This window comes from Mycolicibacterium novocastrense (genome assembly GCF_001570485.1).
GTDB classification, from domain to species: Bacteria; Actinomycetota; Actinomycetes; order Mycobacteriales; family Mycobacteriaceae; genus Mycobacterium; species Mycobacterium novocastrense.
The window spans coordinates 1-16,601 of the sequence record NZ_BCTA01000087.1 but is presented as its reverse complement, the minus strand read 5'-3'; the positions used below and the strand labels follow the sequence as shown (position 1 = coordinate 16,601).

The window sequence follows — 16,601 nt, the reverse complement described above, 5'->3', positions numbered from 1 at the left end:
TCAATCGCTTCGCGAGGCACCGCCGGCGATCAGCGACAGCAGCCAGCTCACGACGGACAGCACGATCGCGGCCCAGATCGCCGTCCACCAGAAGTCGTCGATGTAGAGCCCCCAGTGCGTGGTGTGCTCGGTGATCCACGACGTAATCCACAACATCAACGCGTTGATGACGACGTGGATCAGCCCGAGAGTGAGGATGTAGAGCGGGATCGAGATGATCTGCACGATCGGCTTGATGAACGCATTGACCAGACCGAAGATCACCGCGACGACGAAGATGATGCCGACTTCCTGCAGTCGCGAGTCGGCCCCCACGAACCTGATTCCGGGAACAACCAGTGTCACCACCCACAGCGCGAGACCGGTCAAAGCGGCCCGCAGGAGGAACGACATCGCATTAGCCTAAACCAGTCGACGCACCGGAGGGGCAGCCGTGGATTTCATTCAGCGAACCATCGACCTCGCACGGCGAAACGTCGAAGAGGGTGGTCGCCCGTTCGCCACGGTCATCGCCAGGGACGGACAGGTGCTGGCCGAGAGCGCCAATCAGGTTGTCCAGACACATGATCCGACCGCGCACGCCGAGATCCTCGCTATCCGGCAGGCGTGCACAATGCTCGGCACCGAGCACCTGGTCGGCACGACCATCTACGTTCTCGCCCACCCCTGCCCGATGTGCCTGGGCTCGTTGTACTACTGCTCCCCTGACGAAGTGGTCTTCCTGACCACCCGCGACGACTATGCGCGCTACTACGTCGACGATCGAAAGTACTTCGAGCTCAACACGTTCTACGACGAGTTCGCCAAGAACTGGGCGCAGCGGCGGCTACCGATGCGCTATCAGCCCGAAGACGCCGCCATCGACGTCTACCGGTTGTGGATGCAACGCAACGCTGCCGGACGCCCCTAGTCCGGCCCAGTAGCGCTCTTAAGTGGTTGATTGCACGCACCCGATACGTGCGATCAACCCGTTAAGCACCTCCGGTCGCCGAACGCAGAAGATAGGTGTCCATGATCCAGCCGTGACGCGCCCGCGCGTCGGCGCGCACCCTGGCGATCTCCTCACCGACCTCGCCCACGGTGCCCGACATCAGCAACTCGTCGGGCGTGCCGAGATAGGCACCCCACCAGATACCGGTGTCGGGCGGACACGTCAGGAACGAGCAGTCGGCGTCGAGCATCACGACCGCGCTTCCGGTCAGCCCGCGGTCACGCAGTTGCCTGCCGGTGGTGATCAGCACCGGTTCGCCGACGTCGTTGAGCGGGATGCGATGTCGCGCGGTGAGCGCCTGGATCGCGGTGATGCCGGGGATCACGTCGTAGTCGATGTCGACGTGGCTTGCCACGGTGTCGAGGATGCGCAGGGTGCTGTCATACAGCGACGGGTCGCCCCACGCGAGAAATGCTCCGGTACCGCCGTCGGGGAGTTCGGCCTCGATGGCGTCGGCCCACACCCGTGCCCGCGCGGCGTGCCAGTCGGCGACCGCCTGCCGGTACGCCGGGCCGTCCGACGCCTCCCTGACCCGCGGCGGGTCGGGTAGTTCGACGAATCGGTATCCGGGCTCGCGGATGAAGCGTTGGCAGATGAGTCGTCGCAGCGCCACCAGGTCGTCTTTCGGGGAGCCCTTGTCCATGACGAAGAACACCTGCGTGTCGTTGAGCGCGGCCACCGCTTGGGCCGTGACGTGGTCGGGGTCGCCCGCGCCGATGCCGATGACGTGAATTCGACGGGTCACGCCCGCGAGTATGCCTTCAGTGTTTGCGGCCGCGCGAAAGCCGGAGCCGCCTGGCCCGCTTGGCGTCCTTCTTCTCTGCGGCCTCTTCCTTGCGGATGTTGTGGTCGTCCTTGGGCGGCAACTGCAACTCGTGTTCGGCGGGCAGACCGGCCTGCAGTTGGCGGCCTCGCTCGACCTCGGCGTCCACTTCCGCGCCGAACAGCAGCGCCAGGTTCGTGATCCACAACCACAGCAAGAACACGATGACACCGGCCAACGCGCCGTACGTCTTGTTGTAGCTGCCGAAGTTGGCCACGTAGAGCCCGAATGCCAGCGACGCGAGCAGCCACACGACGATCGCAAGCGCCGCGCCGCCGCTGATCCATCGGAATTTCGGCTGCTGGACGTTGGGTGTGACGTAGTACAGGATCGCGACCGCAATCACGACGAAGAGCAGGATCAGCGGCCACCGAACCACGTTCCACGCCGTGACCGCCGCATCTCCCAACCCGATCGCATCGCCGAGCGCCTGGGCCACGGGTCCGCTGACCGCCAGCATGAACACCACGGCGGCCGCCATCACCAGACCGATCAGCGTCAGCAGCAGCTGCACCGGTCGCAGCTTCCACACCGGTCGGCCCTCGTCGATCTCGTAGATGCGGTTCATCGCACGCCCGAATGCGCCGACGTAACCCGATGCGGACCACAACGCCCCTACGATGCCCACCACCAGCGCGAATCCGGCCGTGGGCGATTTGACGAGTTGCTCGACCGTCGGGCGCAGAGTATCGAGCGCGGACGCGGGCGCCACATCCGAGGCGATGTCGAGCAGCGCATCGACCGTGCGCCTGCCCTGACCGAACACGCCCAACAGCGACACCATGACGACCAGCGCGGGAAAGATCGACAACACCGCGTAGTAGGTCAGCGCTGCGGCCAGATCCGTGCACTCGTCCTTCTGGAATTCGCGCACCGCCTTGCGCATCGAATACAGCAGGGACGGTCGGGTGAGATCGGTCGGCGACTCGGGTTTGCGGGGATCGTCCGGGTCGGGAGCCCGGACGGCTCCGTCTACTCTGTCGGCCTCGTCAATTGGCATACCACCCGGTACCCCGACCGGAGAGCATCAAACGCTTTCGGTACCGCAAGTATCCAGTACCGCGGGTATTGACTGAAGCGGGGGCTCTTGCCTACCTTGAGAGAACCGCCACCGAAGGGACGTCAACGATGACCAACCCGACCCTGACCCCCAGCCGCGCCGAGTTCTCCGAGCGCCTTCTGAGGGGATCAGTCAAGAAGTCGTACGCGCCGGTCGTTGACATCGATTGGGACGCTCCGCTGGATCCGGACAAGTTCTTCCTGCCGCCGAAGCTCGTGTCGCTGTACGGGACACCGGTCTGGGACGCGATGAGCAAAGAGCAGCAGATCGAACTGTCCCGCCAGGAACTGGTCAACACATTGTCGGCGGGCATCTGGTTCGAGAACATCCTCAACCAGTCGCTGCTGCGCAAGATGATGCATCAGGACCCCACCGCCAGCGCAACGCACTACGAACTCACCGAACTCGGCGACGAGACGCGCCACATGGTCATGTTCGGTAAGGCGATCCAGCGGGTCGGCGCTAAGCCGGTGTGGCCCAAGTGGTATCAGCGCGTGATCATCAACGCGCTGCCGTTCGTATTTCAGGGCTCCGCCCTGTGGGTCGCGGCGTTGATCGGCGAGGAGATCTTCGACTCGCTGCAGCGTCAAATGATGGACGACGACGAACTGCAGCCGATCGTTCGGCGCCTCATGCGGATTCACGTCACCGAGGAGGCCCGGCACATCCAGTTCGCCCGCGACGGACTGCGCAAGCGTGTCCCCAACATGCGGCGGTTGCCGAAGTTCGTGCTGTCCAACGTGAACGGGCTGGGAGGCTACTTCTTCCGCTTCCTGTTCACGAACAAGGTGCAATACCAGCGAGTCGGGCTCGACCCCCGGCCTACACGGCGCCTCGCGCGCCGCAGTCCGCACCGCCTCGACACCCAGGTCGCCGGATTCGCACCGCTGGCAGCCTTCCTCGAGGAGGTCGGGCTGATGGGTCCGATCGCCCGCCGGATGTGGCGTCGAAGCGGCTTCCTGCCCCGATGAGCGCTGTCTACGACGGCCCTGCGGCCCTACGAATGGACGACACGGATCATGGCGTTCGGGTGCGCCTGACCGGTCACATCGACCCCATCGACGGCAGATACCACTGGCGCGGAATGGTTTTCGATCTCGCATCCGATACGCGACTGCCCAAGGCGGTCCGCATCCAGATCGCCGACCGCACCGCCGAGGGGCAGCTGACCGAGGTGACGCCGTGGGGCACGCACTGTGTTGCGGGTGTCGGCGCCCCGCCGTACTTCCTGGACGATTAGGGCGACGGCGGCTTGCGCTGCACGGCGACCCGCTCCCACGTCACGGCACCGTCCGGTTCACCGGCGAGCGCGGCATACACCTTGTCGGCCTTGGCTTCCGGCATCAACGGCGGAAGCAACGGCGTCTTCGGGTCGACGATGGCCTCGATCAGGGTCGGCCGGTCGGCCGCGAACGCCTTGCTCCACGCCGCCGGCGCCTGTTCGGACTCGACCACTCGCAAACCCTGTAGCCCGAGCAGCTCGGCGTAGTCGGCGTAGGGGAATGCCGGGACGTGCTGTGAGTCGGGAAAGCGCGCGTCGCCCTCCATCTCCCGTTGCTCCCAGGAGACTTCGGTCAGATCCTGGTTGTGTAGGACGAGGATCACGAACCGCGGGTCCGTCCAGTCCCGCCACCGGTCGGCGATCGTGACGAGTTCGAGCAGACCGCTCATCTGCATCGCACCGTCACCGACCAGCGCGACGACCGGACGCTCCGGCGCATCGAGCTTGGCCGCTATCCCATAGGGCAGGGCGCATCCCATCGACGCGAGATAGCCCGACACATGCGCGGGGACACCGGGCGGCAGCCGGAGGTGGCGGGCGTACCAGTACGTCGCGGATCCGACATCGACGGCGACGCGGGAGTGGCCCGGTAAATGCTCGGACAGCGTTCGCACGACGAATTCCGGGTTGGCCAAATCGGATTGGGCCTCGGCGCGTTCCTCGGATTCACGGTGCCAATCTTGCGTCCAGCCCTCGACCTGTTGCTGCCAAGAACGGTCGGTCTTGCGGCGCAGCAGCGGGGCCAGCCGCGACAACGTGTCCGCCGCATCGCCGGTCAGCGCCACATCGACCGGATACTTCGCGCCCACGACCCGTGGCTCGACGTCGATCTGCACCGCGCGAGCCTGACCGGGTGCCGGATAGAACTCCGTCCACGGGTCGTTGCTGCCGACGATCAGCAGCGTGTCGCAGTCGGCCATGAGCTGTGCACTCGCCGTCGTGCCCAGATGTCCCATCACCCCGGTGTGCCACGGCGCCGACTCGTCAAGGACCGGCTTGCCGAGAAGCGACGTCGCCACGCCCGCGCCGAGGAGTTCGACGATCCGGGTGAGCTCGTCCTCGGCGCCCCTCCCACCACGTCCCACCAGTACGGCGATCTTCTCGCCGTCGTTGAGCAAATCGGCGGCGCGACCCACATCGGCGTCGCGCGCCACCACGTGTGCACGGGTGTACACCGCGGCCGAGGGGACCACACCGTGGCTGTGCTCCAACTCGTCGGGCATCTCTGCCTTCTGGACGTCATGCGGCACGATCAGGCACGTCGGCGTGGAAGTCGCCAACGCGGTACGCATGGCATTGTCCAATGCCATCGGCAGCTGCTCCGGGGCGAAGACGGTCTGGACGTATTGCGCGCAAACATCCTTGAACAGTGCGTGCAGATCGACCTCTTGCAGATAGCCGCTGCCCAGCGCCGTCGAAACGACCTGCCCGACGATGGCCACCACGGGCCTGCGGTCCAGCTTGGCGTCGTAGAGGCCGGCGAGTAGATGGATCGCACCCGGGCCCTGGGTCGCAAGGCAGACCCCGACCTCGCCGGAGTACTTGGCGTGGCCGCAGGCCGCGAAGGCCGCGAGTTCCTCGTGCCGTGTCGAGACGAACTCGGGATCACCGGCCCGCGCGAGCGCGCCGAGCAGGGTGTTGACGCCGTCTCCGGCGTACCCGAAGACTCGCGTCGTCCCCCAGGCGCGCAACCGTGCGACCATCGCGTCCGCGACGAGCTCGGTCACCTCGTTGCTACTCGGGGTTTTCGGCGGTCAGTGCCTGGAAGCTCTTAGCCTGGCCGCGCGCCAGCGCGGCACGCACCACGCCGATGAGCAGCCCCTGTATCGCCGCGGCGATGAAGACCTCCTTGGTCGATCGGCTGAGGTCCTCGGGATCCGGCTCTTCGTCGTCCGGGTTCACCCGCTGCCAGATCTCGGTGAAGATCTTGCCTGCGATGAGCCCACCCACGACACTGCTGACCATCGACAGGGGTTTGTACATAGCTTTGGCCGCACTCACGGCGTCCAGATTCCCGATGCGCCAATACCTAAACCACGAACTAGAACACGTTCTAGTATTGCCGCGTGCGGTTCACCTATGCCGAAGCCATGACCGATCCGACGTTCTACATTCCACTGGCACAAGCCGCGGAGGCGGCCGGCTACCACGCGATGACGATCGCCGACAGCGTTGCCTACCCGTTCGAGTCGGACTCCAAATACCCCTACACCCCGGACGGACGGCGAGAGTTCCTCGACGGCAAGGCGTTCATCGAGGCGTTCGTGCTCGCCGGCGCGCTGAGCGCGGTCACCAGCACGCTGCGCTTCAACTTCTTCGTCCTCAAGCTCCCCATCCGGCCGCCCGCGCTGGTGGCCAAGCAGGCCGGATCGCTGGCCGCGCTATTCGGGAACCGTCTCGGCCTGGGTGTCGGCACCAGCCCATGGCCCGAGGATTACGAACTGATGGATGTGCCGTTCGCCAAGCGCGGTAAGCGCATGGACGAGTGCATCGAGATCATCAGGGGGCTGACCACCGGCGATTACTTCGAGTTCCACGGCGAGTTCTACGACATCCCCAAAACGAAGATGACACCGGCGCCCACCGAACCGATCCCGATCCTCGTCGGCGGCCACGCCGACGCCGCACTCAAGCGGGCGGCGCGCAACGACGGCTGGATGCACGGCGGCGGCGACGCCGAGGAGCTGGACCGACTCCTCAAGCAGCTCAAGCAGTTCCGTGACGAAGAGGGCCGCACCGGACCGTTCGAAGTACACGTCATCTCCCCCGACGCCTATACAGCCGACGGCATCAAACGACTCGAGGACAAGGGCGTCACCGACGTCATCGTCGGGTTCCGGATTCCCTACATCACCGGACCCGACGCAGAACCGCTCGACACCAAGATCCGTCACCTGGAGAAGTTCGCCGAGAAGGTCATCGACAAGCTGTGACGAGCACGCTCTGCAGCTCGCGAGGCGCGAAAGGGGTTACCGAGCGGACCGCCGGCCACAATCGCTGAACCAGAAAGGCAAATGAGGCAGCGCCGGACCCGTAGGGGGCCAGCGTCGAGCAGCGCCGCAGGCGCTTCCGCATCGGGGGGTGTGGCGGGCGCCGGCGGCGGCCGCTCCGCTGCATGTGCACGACGGTTGGCCGGTGGCGGGGTGTGGGACCGGCCACGCGCGCATCCGGTCCCACACGGCCACCGCTGTTATTCGTCGTCGTCAGATGGTGCCTGCTTGTCTTGCAGGGTGCGGTCATACACGGCGTCGGCGTCCGCCTTGCCGATGATGACCTCTTCCACCGCGGCCAACGAATATCCCGCTGCGGCAAGAAATTTCAGGTAGTCAGCCGATTTGACGTGCTGACCCCACGAGCCCGAGTGACGCCAGGCATCCTTGGGTGTGCGGGCCTCGAGAGCACCCAGCACCAGTGCGAGGGTGATCACCTGGGCGCGAGGGTCACCGGTTGCGCCCAGTCCTTTGATCAGCTCCCGGATGCCGGTGCTCTTACCCAATCCGAGCAGTTCGGCTGCGGTGTCGTCGCCACGGTTTTCCTGCAGGAGGTACTTGTCGCGAGCCAGGCAGTCGGCGACGAACACCGCCGCCCCTTTGGGTGGGGTTTTGCGCGCCAGGAGCTTGCGCACATAGTCCCGGCGCACGGTGGCGGCGGCGTCACCGAGCTTGTTGAGCGCGATCACCTTGCGGCGTTCGCGCTTGGCCGCCTCAGCGGCTTCGGCTTCGCGCTGTGCCCGTGCTTCGGCGTCCTCACCGCCCGCGCCGTTCGTGGCGTCGTCGCGGCCGTGCACCACCGGGCGGGTGTTGGTCAGGAACGAATCGAGCTGCAGGCCTGCACCTTCGTAGTCGATGCAGTACCACTCGGGGGCGAACACCGTTGTTTCGAGCACCGTGGAGAAGTGACGCAGGCCTTCCTCGGCTTCGGCATTGAGATCGTCTTCGGTGGCGAAGTCGATGCAGTCCTCGTCAACCCGCTCGCCGGTAGCGCGGTCGACGAACCCCATTTCCTCGTCCAGCCACACCGCCCAATGGGCCGGATCGGTGATCTCGTCCTCGGTGACCGCTTCGCCGTCGGCGGTGCGCAGCCACCGCAGCTCGACGCAGCTGGTGTCACGCCAGGCTGGCTGCTCGTCGAGGACCCGGTAGCCCTGCGCCCGGTAGGATTGGGCGGCGTCTTCGAGTGCCTTGGCGCTCTGGCGCTGCTGGCGCAGCTGGGCGAGGGTGTGCTCGAACTGCGGGCCGCCAGCGGCATCGATGAGCTGCTGCAGCGTGCCCTCGTCCGCGTCCTCGAACTCGGTTAGCGCGGCGGCCTCGACCAAGCTGAGCTGCCCGGCGTCGAGCGCATCCATCGCCACCGTCGGGCTGGTCGCTGTAGCAGCGGCTTTGACGGTGTCGCGCGGGACCGCCAGACGTTTGGCGACCTTGGTGACCGACACCCCGGCATCGAGCAGCTGCTGGATGCCTCGGGCGCGTTGGGCGTCGGTGAGGTTGCGGCGTTTGTCGTTTTCGACGATCTGCTGGCCGATGCGTTCGGTGAGCTGTGTGCGGTCGTCGGCGGCGGTCGCGGGCCGGATGTACACCGGGATGGTAGCCAGCCCGGCAGCGCGTGCGGCCAGGGTGCGCCGCTGTCCCGCCCGGACCCGAACGATCGCGTCGTCACCGCGTTCGGCGACAACCGGGGTCAGCACGCCGTGCTCGCGGATGCTGTCGAGGAAGTCCTTGTCCAGGTCGGCCTCGTCACGCACGTTGTCCTCCAGGACCAGACTGGTCGGATCCAGGTGCTCCAGGGTGCCGCCCAGCGGCGCGTCCGGACCTTCGTGATGGTCGGTGCCGTATTCGGGGTCGGCCGTGGTGATGGTGTCGGTCATTGCACTGCCTTTCGGTGGGGGGCGTTGCCGCCCGTTCTGTTTGCCTTCTGGCACTGGAGATTTGGGCCGGCATTAGGGCCGTGGAGTGCAAGGTCCGGGCGCAAAGTTTTCCTCGCGAGCGCCAGCGAGCGGAAAAGTTTGCGAGCCCTTGGGCCCGAAGCGCAGCGGAGGCCGTGGCCTTGCGCGCAGCGGACCGCCGGCCACAATCGGAGGGCCAGAAGGCAAACAAACTAACGCTGGGCCCGCAGGGCCCGGCGACAGCAGCGCCGCAGGCGCTTCCGTTAAGGCGCGGGCCGCGGCGCGGTCCGCCTCGTCGCACCCACGCTGCAGCGCGCGGGCCGCCGAAGTCGGGAACCGGCCTCGCGCGATCGACTACCGGCTCGACGAGGTGGCCAGTACCGCTTGCCGCACGGGAGGCAAGGGTTTTCCGGAAGTGTTGGCGCTATTGAGAATTGGCAAAGAGATACGGCGGCGTGGCCGAGCGGAACGACCAGCGACGCGAACCGTGTGAATCAGGAGTGCGCAGACCACCAGTCGTAGAGCTGGTCGAGCGGTGGGCCGTCAGCGTCGGCCAGCGCTGCGATCGTCATCCTCGCCAACTTCGCGCTGGTCTATATCCGCACCAGGAATCTGCGCAAATCGTTGGCCGATCCGTCCGAGCCGACGCGCCTGGCGCTGCGTTCGATAAAGGTCCCCACCGTGACGACGCTTGGCCTGGCAATCATCGCCTCGTGGTTGGCTGTCAGCCTGGCCCGATTCCCGCAGAGTTGGTTGACGGAGCCGAACATCGCCTTCGTCGTCTTCGTCGTGATCCTCACGTACGTGCTGCCGACGGTCGTCGCAACCGCGATCTGTTACTCGGTCGCGAGCACCGACGAACGGCTCGCAATCCGGGGCTGGCGAGTGCGCCTGCCGTCTCGCTAGTGCAGCGGCACCGACATTCTGTCGCTGAGCTGACGAAGTGACAGCCCGAAGGTCTCCAGCACGCGCACCCCGCGGTCATGCGCAGAGTCGATCGCAAAGATCGCATGATCGGTGTAGACGCGGCTGACGCATCTGACGCCGGTGAGCGGATACGTGCATTCCGGCACCAGCTTGGCCGTGCCGTCTTTGGCGAACAGGTTCATCATGACGAACACGCTTTTCGCGCCGATGGCGAGATCCATGGCTCCGCCCACCGCGGGAATCGAGTCGGGGGAGCCGGTGTGCCAGTTGGCCAGATCGCCACGCTGGCTGACCTGGAATGCACCGAGGACGCAGACGTCGAGATGACCGCCGCGCATCATCGCGAACGAGTCCGCATGGTGAAAGTACGAAGCGCCGGGCGTCTCGGTGACGGGCACCTTGCCCGCATTCGTCAGATCCCCGTCGATCTCGTCGCCTACCGCTTCGCTACCCATGCCGAGCATGCCGTTCTCGGTGTGTAGCACCACATCTGCTTCCGGAGGCAGGTAGTCCGCGACGGTCGTCGGTTGGCCGATTCCCAGATTGACGTATGAACCGGGCGGAATGTCGCGAGCGATGATGGCTGCCAGTTCTCGACGGTCCAGTGGATCGCGGTCGAGGTGTTCCACAGTGCTGCGAGTGGGGACATGCAGCGTCACGACGCCACCTCCGTCATGTGTTGGGCGGTCGACAGGTCGAGAATCCGGTCAACGAATATTCCGGGTGTGACCACGATTTCGGGATCGATGCCACCCGCGTCGACCACGCGCGACACTTCGGCGATGGTGAGTGCTGCAGCGGTGGCCATCACCGGGCCGAAGTTGCGGGCGGTCTTGCGGTATAGGAGGTTCCCCGCCCGGTCGCCGATGTGGGCGCCGATGAGCGCGACATCGCCCCGGATCGGATACTCCAGCACGTAGGTCCGACCGTCGATCGTGCGCGTCTCCTTGCCTTCCGCGAGGGGGGTGCCGACGGCTGTCGGACAGAAGAATGCGCCGATTCCTGCACCCGCCGCCCTGATCCGTTCGGCCAGATTTCCCTGCGGAACCACCTCGAGCACGATCTTGCCCGCGCGGTACAGCTCGTCGAAGACGTACGAATCGGCCTGTCGCGGAAACGAACAGATGACCTTGGTGACGCGACCGGCCGCGAGTAACGCGGCGAGGCCGGTGTCACCATTGCCCGCGTTGTTGCTGACGATGGTGAGGTCAGTGGCGCCTTGCTCGATCAGTGCGTCCATGAGCACGGTCGGCATGCCCGCCATCCCGAATCCGCCCACGAGAATTGTTGACCCGTTCTCGATTCCGGCGACGGCCTGTCGTGCGGTGTCGCAGATCTCGGTGCGACTCATGGCCTCTCCCCCATGTCGTCATCGAAGTCAGGTAGGACGTCAGCGGCAATCCGGAACGCCGTGTTGGCATCCGGGACTCCGCAATAGATCGCGGTCTGCATCAAGAGTTCCTTGATCTCGTCGTTGGACAGCGCGTTGCGGCGGGCGGCCAGCAGGTGCATCTTGAGTTCTTCGTGGTGCCCGCGCGCCACCAGGGCGGTGAGCGTGATCAGCGACCGGCTGCGACGGTCCAGTCCCGGGCGCGTCCAGATTGCGCCCCAGGCATATTCGGTGATGAACCGCTGGAAGTCAGCGGTGAAATCGGTGGTCGCGGCGATGGCCCGGTCGACGTGCGCGTCACCGAGAACTTCTCGGCGAACCGCGAGGCCGCCGGCATACACCTCGTCGATGGTCGTCGGCGAACCTGTCGATGCGTGTTCGGCTATCAGCGCTGCGACTCTAGCGGGGACCTCGGCGGGAGCCAGGTGCCCCACGCCGTCGAGCACGACCAGCTGTCCGTCCTTAACACCGGCGGCTATGCGCTGCAGATGATCCGGCGGCGTGGCGATGTCCTGGCTCCCTGCGACCGCGAGCACCGGTGTGGTGATCTCGTGCAGCCGGTCGACGACGTCGAAGTCGGCCAGCGCCTCACATACCTGGGCATACGAGTCCGCGTCGGTGGCCCGCAGGGCTTCCAGAAGTGCTGAGCTGACAAGCGGCTCACGATCGGCGAAGCCTTCGGGGAACCAGCGCTGCGCGGCGGCGGCCACCATGGTTTCGGTTCCGCCCGACCGCACGGTGGCGGCGCGCTCGCGCCATGCGTCCGGCGTCCCGATCGCCGCGCCGGTACACAGCACGGTGGCCGACGCGATCCGGTGCGGAGCGTCGAGCAACAGTTGCAGCCCGACGCAGCCGCCTACCGAATCGCCTGCGTAATGGAATGTCTCGGTGGTGAACCCGTCGGCCAGTGCCAACACTGCCTCTGCCAATTCGGCGATGGTGAACGCGTCCGCGGTGTCGCCGCGGCCGTGGCCTGGCAGATCCCAACCGACCACACGCCAGTTCTGGCTCAGATGGGCGGCGGCCGCGCTCCACAATGTGGCGGCACTGGTGCCCAGTGACGGCCCGAGAAGAAGCAGCGGGGCGGTGTCCGCTCCCCCGAACTCGGTGCCGACGATTCGCGGAATGCTCACGGGGCGTCCTTCAGGTAGTGACCGGCCCGGTGCAACGCGGCGTCGACGAGTTGCTCGACGGCTCCGAGGTATTCAGCACTCGCAGCGTGTCCGGTCAGGTCCGTCATTGTCTTCTGCTCGGATAGCACGCGGTCGGCGGCGCCGAGGTTTGCGCGGGCGCGCTCCACATCGATTTGTAACCCGGCCAGTAGCTCCGTCGCGTGCGCCGCGGCGACGACGGTGTGTCGTGCCAGCGTCCGCAGGGTGGCCCATTCGGCATGCCATGCACCGTCGGAGCGTTCGTCGACCGACATCGCCGATGCGGTGTGCAGTGTGGCGGCGAGCGGCGCTGCGGTGATCGCGGTGCGGCGCAGCAGCACTGAGCGCACCGGATTGCTCTTGTGCGGCATGGTCGACGAACTGCCGCCGCCTGCCTCGGCGAACTCGCCGATCTCGGGCCGGCTGCCTGTGGCGACATCGGCGGCGATGTACCCCCATGCGTCGCAACAGGAAACCAGGGCATCGCCGATTCTTGTGATGGCGGATCGCGTGGTGTGCCACGGTGGCGCGGGAGCTAGACCGAGGGCGACGGCCAGCGAGTCACTCAAGCTGATCGCACCTTCCACCGAGCCGCTCAGCTCGACGGCTGCGGCCAGGGTGCCCGCCGCACCCCCGGCTTGGACCGGCACGCGTAATTCGGTCAGCGGTTCAGCGGCGTCCAGCACCGCCGACAACCACCGTGTCACTTTCACACCAACGGTGCTCGGCAACGCGGCCTGTGTGAGCGTCCTCGCGAGCATCGGTGTGCCTGAATGCGTTTCAGCCAGCCGCGACAGCGCCCGCACCTGGTGGGCGAGTTCCTTGCGGAGGCGGTCGACGGCGTCTCGGACACACACCATCAGTGCGGTGTCGACGACATCCTGACTCGTCAAGCCGCGATGGAGCCACTGCGCGGTTGGCTTTGCGGTACGGATGCGCAGCAGGGCAACCAATCCGCTGACCGGATTGCCATCGGCATCGGCGCCGCGGGCGATCGCCTCGAGGTCACCGTCGGCCAAGTACCCTGCGAGATCGGCCAACGCCTCCTCAGGCGCAATCCCGGCACCGACGAGCGCGGCCAGCCAGGCCTGCTCGACGGCGACCATCGCGGCGAGGAAGGCACGATCGCTCATCAGATCATCGGCACGGTGATCCCCCGGCCAGAACAGGTCCGTCATGGCCGATGTCCCGGATAGGTGAGGAAAACTGTCTCGTCGTCCCCGGCTTGAAGCCTGATGTCGAACCGCAGGCCGGCCGCCTCGCGCGTCGCGATCAGCGTCTGACGGCGCTCCCGGGCAAGCGAATTCAGCAGCGGATCGTCGGCGAGTTGCTCACACGGGACGTAGGCCCGGGTGAACAGTCGGTTGAGCAGCCCGCGGGCGAAGACGGTGATGAGGAAGAACGGTGCGGCACCAGAACGCGTGGGACCTGGCGACACCGTGGAGAAGCTGTAGTGACCCGCGTCGTCGGTGGCGGCACGGCCCCATCCGGTGAACGTCCAGCCGTCGCGACGCAGCGAGCCGGTGGCCGTAGATATCACGCCGTCGGCGTCGGCCTGCCAGATCTCGAGCAGCGCGTCGGGAACCGGGTTACCCGCCCCGTCCGTGACGACGCCGTGGAACTGGATCGCACCGGGTGAGCCGGGCGGCACGAGATCACTGTCGCGGTCGAACGGCAGCGCGTACCCGAAGAACGGCCCGACGGTCTGGCCGGGCGTGGCGGTCAGCAGCGTGGACATCAGTGGTCGGCTCCTTCGTCGACAGGGGTCCGATTGGCACCGGACAGCACGATGTCCCAGCGGTACCCGGTCGCCCATTCGTGGGTGGTCACGTCATGGTCGTAGCTGGCGACCAGCCGGTCGCGCGCCTTCTGGTCGGTGATCGATTGGTAGATCGGGTCGAGCGCGAACAGCGGATCGCCGGGGAAGTACATCTGAGTGATCATGCGTTGCGTGAATTCGGTTCCGAACAAAGAGAAGTGGATGTGCGCGGGCCGCCACGCGTTGCGGTGGTTCTTCCACGGGTAGGGCCCGGGTTTGATGGTGGTGAACCGGTAGTAGCCGTCGTCGTCGGTGACGCAGCGCCCGACGCCGGTGAAGTTCGGGTCGATCGGCGACGGATGCTGGTCGCGCTTGTGGATGTAGCGACCGCCCGCGTTGGCCTGCCAGATCTCCACTAGCTGCCGACGTACCGCCCGACCGTCACCGTCGACGATCCGCCCGGTCACGACCATGCGTTCTCCGATCGGGGCGCCCGTGTGCTGGATTGTCAGGTCGGACTCGAGTGGATGGACGTCGCGCTCGCCGAAGCATGGTGTCCACAACTCGACGCCTTCCGGATCGGCGTGGTGCAGATCCTTGGTCGGGTGGCGCAACAGGCTGCTCCGATACGGCGCGTAGTCGAGCCGCGGTTGCGTCTCTTCCACACCCGAACGCAGGTAGGCGGACTCGATCGCGCCGATCTCGCAGCTGACCTCAGCCTGACTTGCCGAAGCGCTGTCCGAGTTGATGGCGGGCGTTGCTGTCATGCGGTGCACGGTATCGGCTCCTGGGAAGTGCAGTGAAGACTAGAATTTCGCTCAGCGGAAGGATGCAAAGGATGGCAGGTAACACGTCGACCCCCGGGGCGACGGTCACAAGTCGTTTGCTGGCAATCGTCGCCGCGTTCGACGAGCGGCACCGCAGCCTGGCGCTGTCCGAGCTTGCCCATCGCGCCGGTCTGCCGGTTCCGACCACGCATCGACTGGCAGGCGAACTGGTTGCCGGACACGCGCTGCAGCGGCGAAAAGACGGTCGTTTCGAGGTGGGCAGATTGCTGTGGGATGCGGGACTGCTCGCTCCCGTCGAAGGCAGATTGCGCCAGATTGCCGAGCCATATCTGCATGACATCTACGCGGCGGCGACGGCCACGGTGCACCTTGCGATCCGCGAGGGCACCGAGGTGCTCTATCTCGAGCGGATGATGGGCAGCACCTCGGTCCCCATCGTCAGCAGCGTCGGAAGCAAGCTACCCATGCACTGCACCGGAGTCGGCAAGGTTCTGCTTGCCTACGCACCGGAAGAGATTCAGGAACATGTGTTTGCCAACCTGATCCGCGTCACGCCGTACACGATCGTCGCCCAGCCGGTGCTTGCCGCCCAGATCGATCGAGTTCGTCGAGACGGAGTGGCGACCACAAGCGAGGAAATGTCGCTCGGCGCGTGTTCGCTGGCCGTCCCCGTGGTGCGATCGTCCGACGACTCCGTGGCCGCAGCGATCGGGGTGGTCGTGCCAAGCCTCCGACGCGATCGCCAGAGACTGCTCGGTGCCCTGCAGGTCGCGGCGCGCGGCATCGGCCGCTCGCTGTGACATTGCCGCCCAGCTTCGCCCGCCCGACGACCCACAGGGCACCAAGGCCAGGCCCTCAGTGGTCGACGAGTTGTGTCGCTCTTTGCAGTTCCTCGGTATACCGCTTGTCTTGCCGATGGAGGGCAATGCATGCCAGGGCAGAGCCGGTCTGATTCGCGGGCACAGTCAGCAGTTGGATGTGCGCGCTCGAGGGTGGGCTTACGGCGCTGACGACGAGCGCGCCTTCAACCGCCCCGTGGTAGCGGAGGGGAAACGCCAAACTCCATACTCGCCCTGGTATTTCAACAGCGCCGTTGCCGCGGCATTCGGTGATCAGTAGGTCAATGTCAGGGCGTTGGTCCTATCCGGGGGGTGAACATCACCAAGCTTGCTCGATGCACCGGTACGTGGCTTCTGCTCGACAGGGCCCGGGGCACCGCCTGCCACGGCCTTGCTGAGCACGGTCTCGGGCGTAGCGCCACTCCGTCTTCGACGAGATCACTTCACTGCTTGGCAGACGGGGCTCTGCGGTTGGCGGCGTCACCCACGGTGCTTCTAACGAATGGTGGCGGCGCACATCACGAGGCCCTCGGTCGGCGCACAAGGTTTGTCGGTACCTCCGATAGGGTTTGCATAAGTTTGGTCAGCACACTGGTTCCGATTGTTGACGACGGTTGAAAACTAGGCCAGAAGCGACGGTGAAAAGTAGGCCACGTGGTCGTGGTTATTGTGCCGTGTTGTCGGCTCTGGCGGAGGGCAAGGTGTCGAT

The 16,601-nt window shown here is 66.0% G+C and carries 18 protein-coding genes; 6 read left to right on the top strand and 12 right to left on the bottom strand.

What is annotated here, in order from left to right:
• Positions 1 to 393: a phage holin family protein gene (locus RMCN_RS26320; RefSeq protein WP_064412142.1), complete on the bottom strand. Its 393-nt coding sequence runs from the start codon at positions 391 to 393 to the stop codon at positions 1 to 3.
• 40 nt (positions 394 to 433) lie between these two features.
• Here RMCN_RS26320 and RMCN_RS26315 point away from each other — a divergent pair, with 40 nt between their 5' ends.
• On the top strand, positions 434 to 910 hold the full coding sequence (locus tag RMCN_RS26315; protein ID WP_064412143.1) for a nucleoside deaminase: 477 nt from the start codon (positions 434 to 436) through the stop codon (positions 908 to 910).
• Positions 911 to 971: 61 nt separating this feature from the next.
• Here the strand turns inward: RMCN_RS26315 and cobF are convergent, their stop codons facing one another.
• Both cobF and RMCN_RS26305 read right to left on the bottom strand, forming a co-directional pair.
• Positions 972 to 1,736 (bottom strand): precorrin-6A synthase (deacetylating), encoded by a 765-nt coding sequence (gene cobF, locus RMCN_RS26310; RefSeq protein WP_067395556.1) that lies wholly within the window; start codon positions 1,734 to 1,736, stop codon positions 972 to 974.
• A 16-nt stretch (positions 1,737 to 1,752) separates the two neighbouring features.
• Positions 1,753 to 2,814: a YihY/virulence factor BrkB family protein gene (locus RMCN_RS26305; RefSeq protein WP_067395553.1), complete on the bottom strand. Its 1,062-nt coding sequence runs from the start codon at positions 2,812 to 2,814 to the stop codon at positions 1,753 to 1,755.
• 128 nt (positions 2,815 to 2,942) lie between these two features.
• On the opposite strand from RMCN_RS26305, the gene RMCN_RS26300 reads away from it, so the two are divergent.
• Both RMCN_RS26300 and RMCN_RS26295 read left to right on the top strand, forming a co-directional pair.
• The gene (locus RMCN_RS26300) at positions 2,943 to 3,845 is read left to right on the top strand and encodes an AurF N-oxygenase family protein (protein ID WP_067395550.1); all 903 of its coding nucleotides are present in this window, start codon (positions 2,943 to 2,945) and stop codon (positions 3,843 to 3,845) included.
• Positions 3,842 to 4,114 (top strand): DUF4873 domain-containing protein, encoded by a 273-nt coding sequence (locus RMCN_RS26295; RefSeq protein ID WP_201028961.1) that lies wholly within the window; start codon positions 3,842 to 3,844, stop codon positions 4,112 to 4,114. Before RMCN_RS26300 ends, RMCN_RS26295 begins: the two co-directional genes overlap by 4 nt.
• Here the strand turns inward: RMCN_RS26295 and RMCN_RS26290 are convergent.
• Positions 4,111 to 5,883, bottom strand: a complete 1,773-nt coding sequence (locus RMCN_RS26290; protein WP_067395544.1) for a thiamine pyrophosphate-requiring protein — start codon at positions 5,881 to 5,883, stop codon at positions 4,111 to 4,113. The genes RMCN_RS26295 and RMCN_RS26290 overlap by 4 nt on opposite strands.
• A gap of 7 nt (positions 5,884 to 5,890) precedes the next feature.
• Positions 5,891 to 6,157, bottom strand: coding sequence for a DUF4235 domain-containing protein (locus RMCN_RS26285; protein WP_067395541.1), 267 nt, complete (start codon positions 6,155 to 6,157; stop codon positions 5,891 to 5,893).
• Between the two features lie 65 nt (positions 6,158 to 6,222).
• Here RMCN_RS26285 and RMCN_RS26280 point away from each other — a divergent pair, with 65 nt between their 5' ends.
• Positions 6,223 to 7,089 carry a TIGR03619 family F420-dependent LLM class oxidoreductase gene (locus RMCN_RS26280; protein WP_067395539.1) on the top strand — a complete coding sequence of 289 codons (867 nt, stop codon included), beginning with the start codon at positions 6,223 to 6,225 and terminating at the stop codon, positions 7,087 to 7,089.
• Positions 7,090 to 7,346: 257 nt separating this feature from the next.
• Here RMCN_RS26280 and RMCN_RS26275 read toward each other — a convergent pair whose 3' ends face one another.
• On the bottom strand, positions 7,347 to 9,020 hold the full coding sequence (locus RMCN_RS26275; protein WP_084377770.1) for a ParB/RepB/Spo0J family partition protein: 1,674 nt from the start codon (positions 9,018 to 9,020) through the stop codon (positions 7,347 to 7,349).
• Between the two features lie 699 nt (positions 9,021 to 9,719).
• On the opposite strand from RMCN_RS26275, the gene RMCN_RS31670 reads away from it, so the two are divergent.
• On the top strand, positions 9,720 to 9,944 hold the full coding sequence (locus RMCN_RS31670) for a hypothetical protein (protein ID WP_234787797.1): 225 nt from the start codon (positions 9,720 to 9,722) through the stop codon (positions 9,942 to 9,944).
• Here RMCN_RS31670 and RMCN_RS26265 read toward each other — a convergent pair.
• Genes RMCN_RS26265 through pcaH form a run of 6 tightly spaced genes read right to left on the bottom strand, consistent with a single transcriptional unit; the run spans position 9,941 to position 15,032 of the window.
• The gene (locus RMCN_RS26265) at positions 9,941 to 10,624 is read right to left on the bottom strand and encodes a 3-oxoacid CoA-transferase subunit B (protein WP_067395537.1); all 684 of its coding nucleotides are present in this window, start codon (positions 10,622 to 10,624) and stop codon (positions 9,941 to 9,943) included. The genes RMCN_RS31670 and RMCN_RS26265 overlap by 4 nt on opposite strands.
• Positions 10,621 to 11,316: a 3-oxoacid CoA-transferase subunit A gene (locus RMCN_RS26260; protein WP_014211512.1), complete on the bottom strand. Its 696-nt coding sequence runs from the start codon at positions 11,314 to 11,316 to the stop codon at positions 10,621 to 10,623. The genes RMCN_RS26265 and RMCN_RS26260 overlap by 4 nt, the downstream gene beginning before the upstream one ends.
• The gene (gene pcaDC / locus RMCN_RS26255) at positions 11,313 to 12,488 is read right to left on the bottom strand and encodes a bifunctional 3-oxoadipate enol-lactonase/4-carboxymuconolactone decarboxylase PcaDC (RefSeq protein WP_067395535.1); all 1,176 of its coding nucleotides are present in this window, start codon (positions 12,486 to 12,488) and stop codon (positions 11,313 to 11,315) included. The genes RMCN_RS26260 and pcaDC overlap by 4 nt, the downstream gene beginning before the upstream one ends.
• Complete coding sequence (gene pcaB, locus RMCN_RS26250) at positions 12,485 to 13,684, bottom strand: 3-carboxy-cis,cis-muconate cycloisomerase (RefSeq protein ID WP_067395533.1); 1,200 nt, start codon at positions 13,682 to 13,684, stop codon at positions 12,485 to 12,487. The genes pcaDC and pcaB overlap by 4 nt, the downstream gene beginning before the upstream one ends.
• On the bottom strand, positions 13,681 to 14,244 hold the full coding sequence (gene pcaG / locus RMCN_RS26245) for a protocatechuate 3,4-dioxygenase subunit alpha (protein WP_014211509.1): 564 nt from the start codon (positions 14,242 to 14,244) through the stop codon (positions 13,681 to 13,683). Before pcaG ends, pcaB begins: the two co-directional genes overlap by 4 nt.
• Positions 14,244 to 15,032 carry a protocatechuate 3,4-dioxygenase subunit beta gene (pcaH, locus tag RMCN_RS26240; RefSeq protein WP_067395530.1) on the bottom strand — a complete coding sequence of 263 codons (789 nt, stop codon included), beginning with the start codon at positions 15,030 to 15,032 and terminating at the stop codon, positions 14,244 to 14,246. Before pcaH ends, pcaG begins: the two co-directional genes overlap by 1 nt.
• 71 nt (positions 15,033 to 15,103) lie before the next feature.
• Here pcaH and RMCN_RS26235 point away from each other — a divergent pair, with 71 nt between their 5' ends.
• Complete coding sequence (locus RMCN_RS26235) at positions 15,104 to 15,853, top strand: IclR family transcriptional regulator (protein WP_067395527.1); 750 nt, start codon at positions 15,104 to 15,106, stop codon at positions 15,851 to 15,853.
• Positions 15,854 to 16,601: the final 748 nt, after the last annotated feature.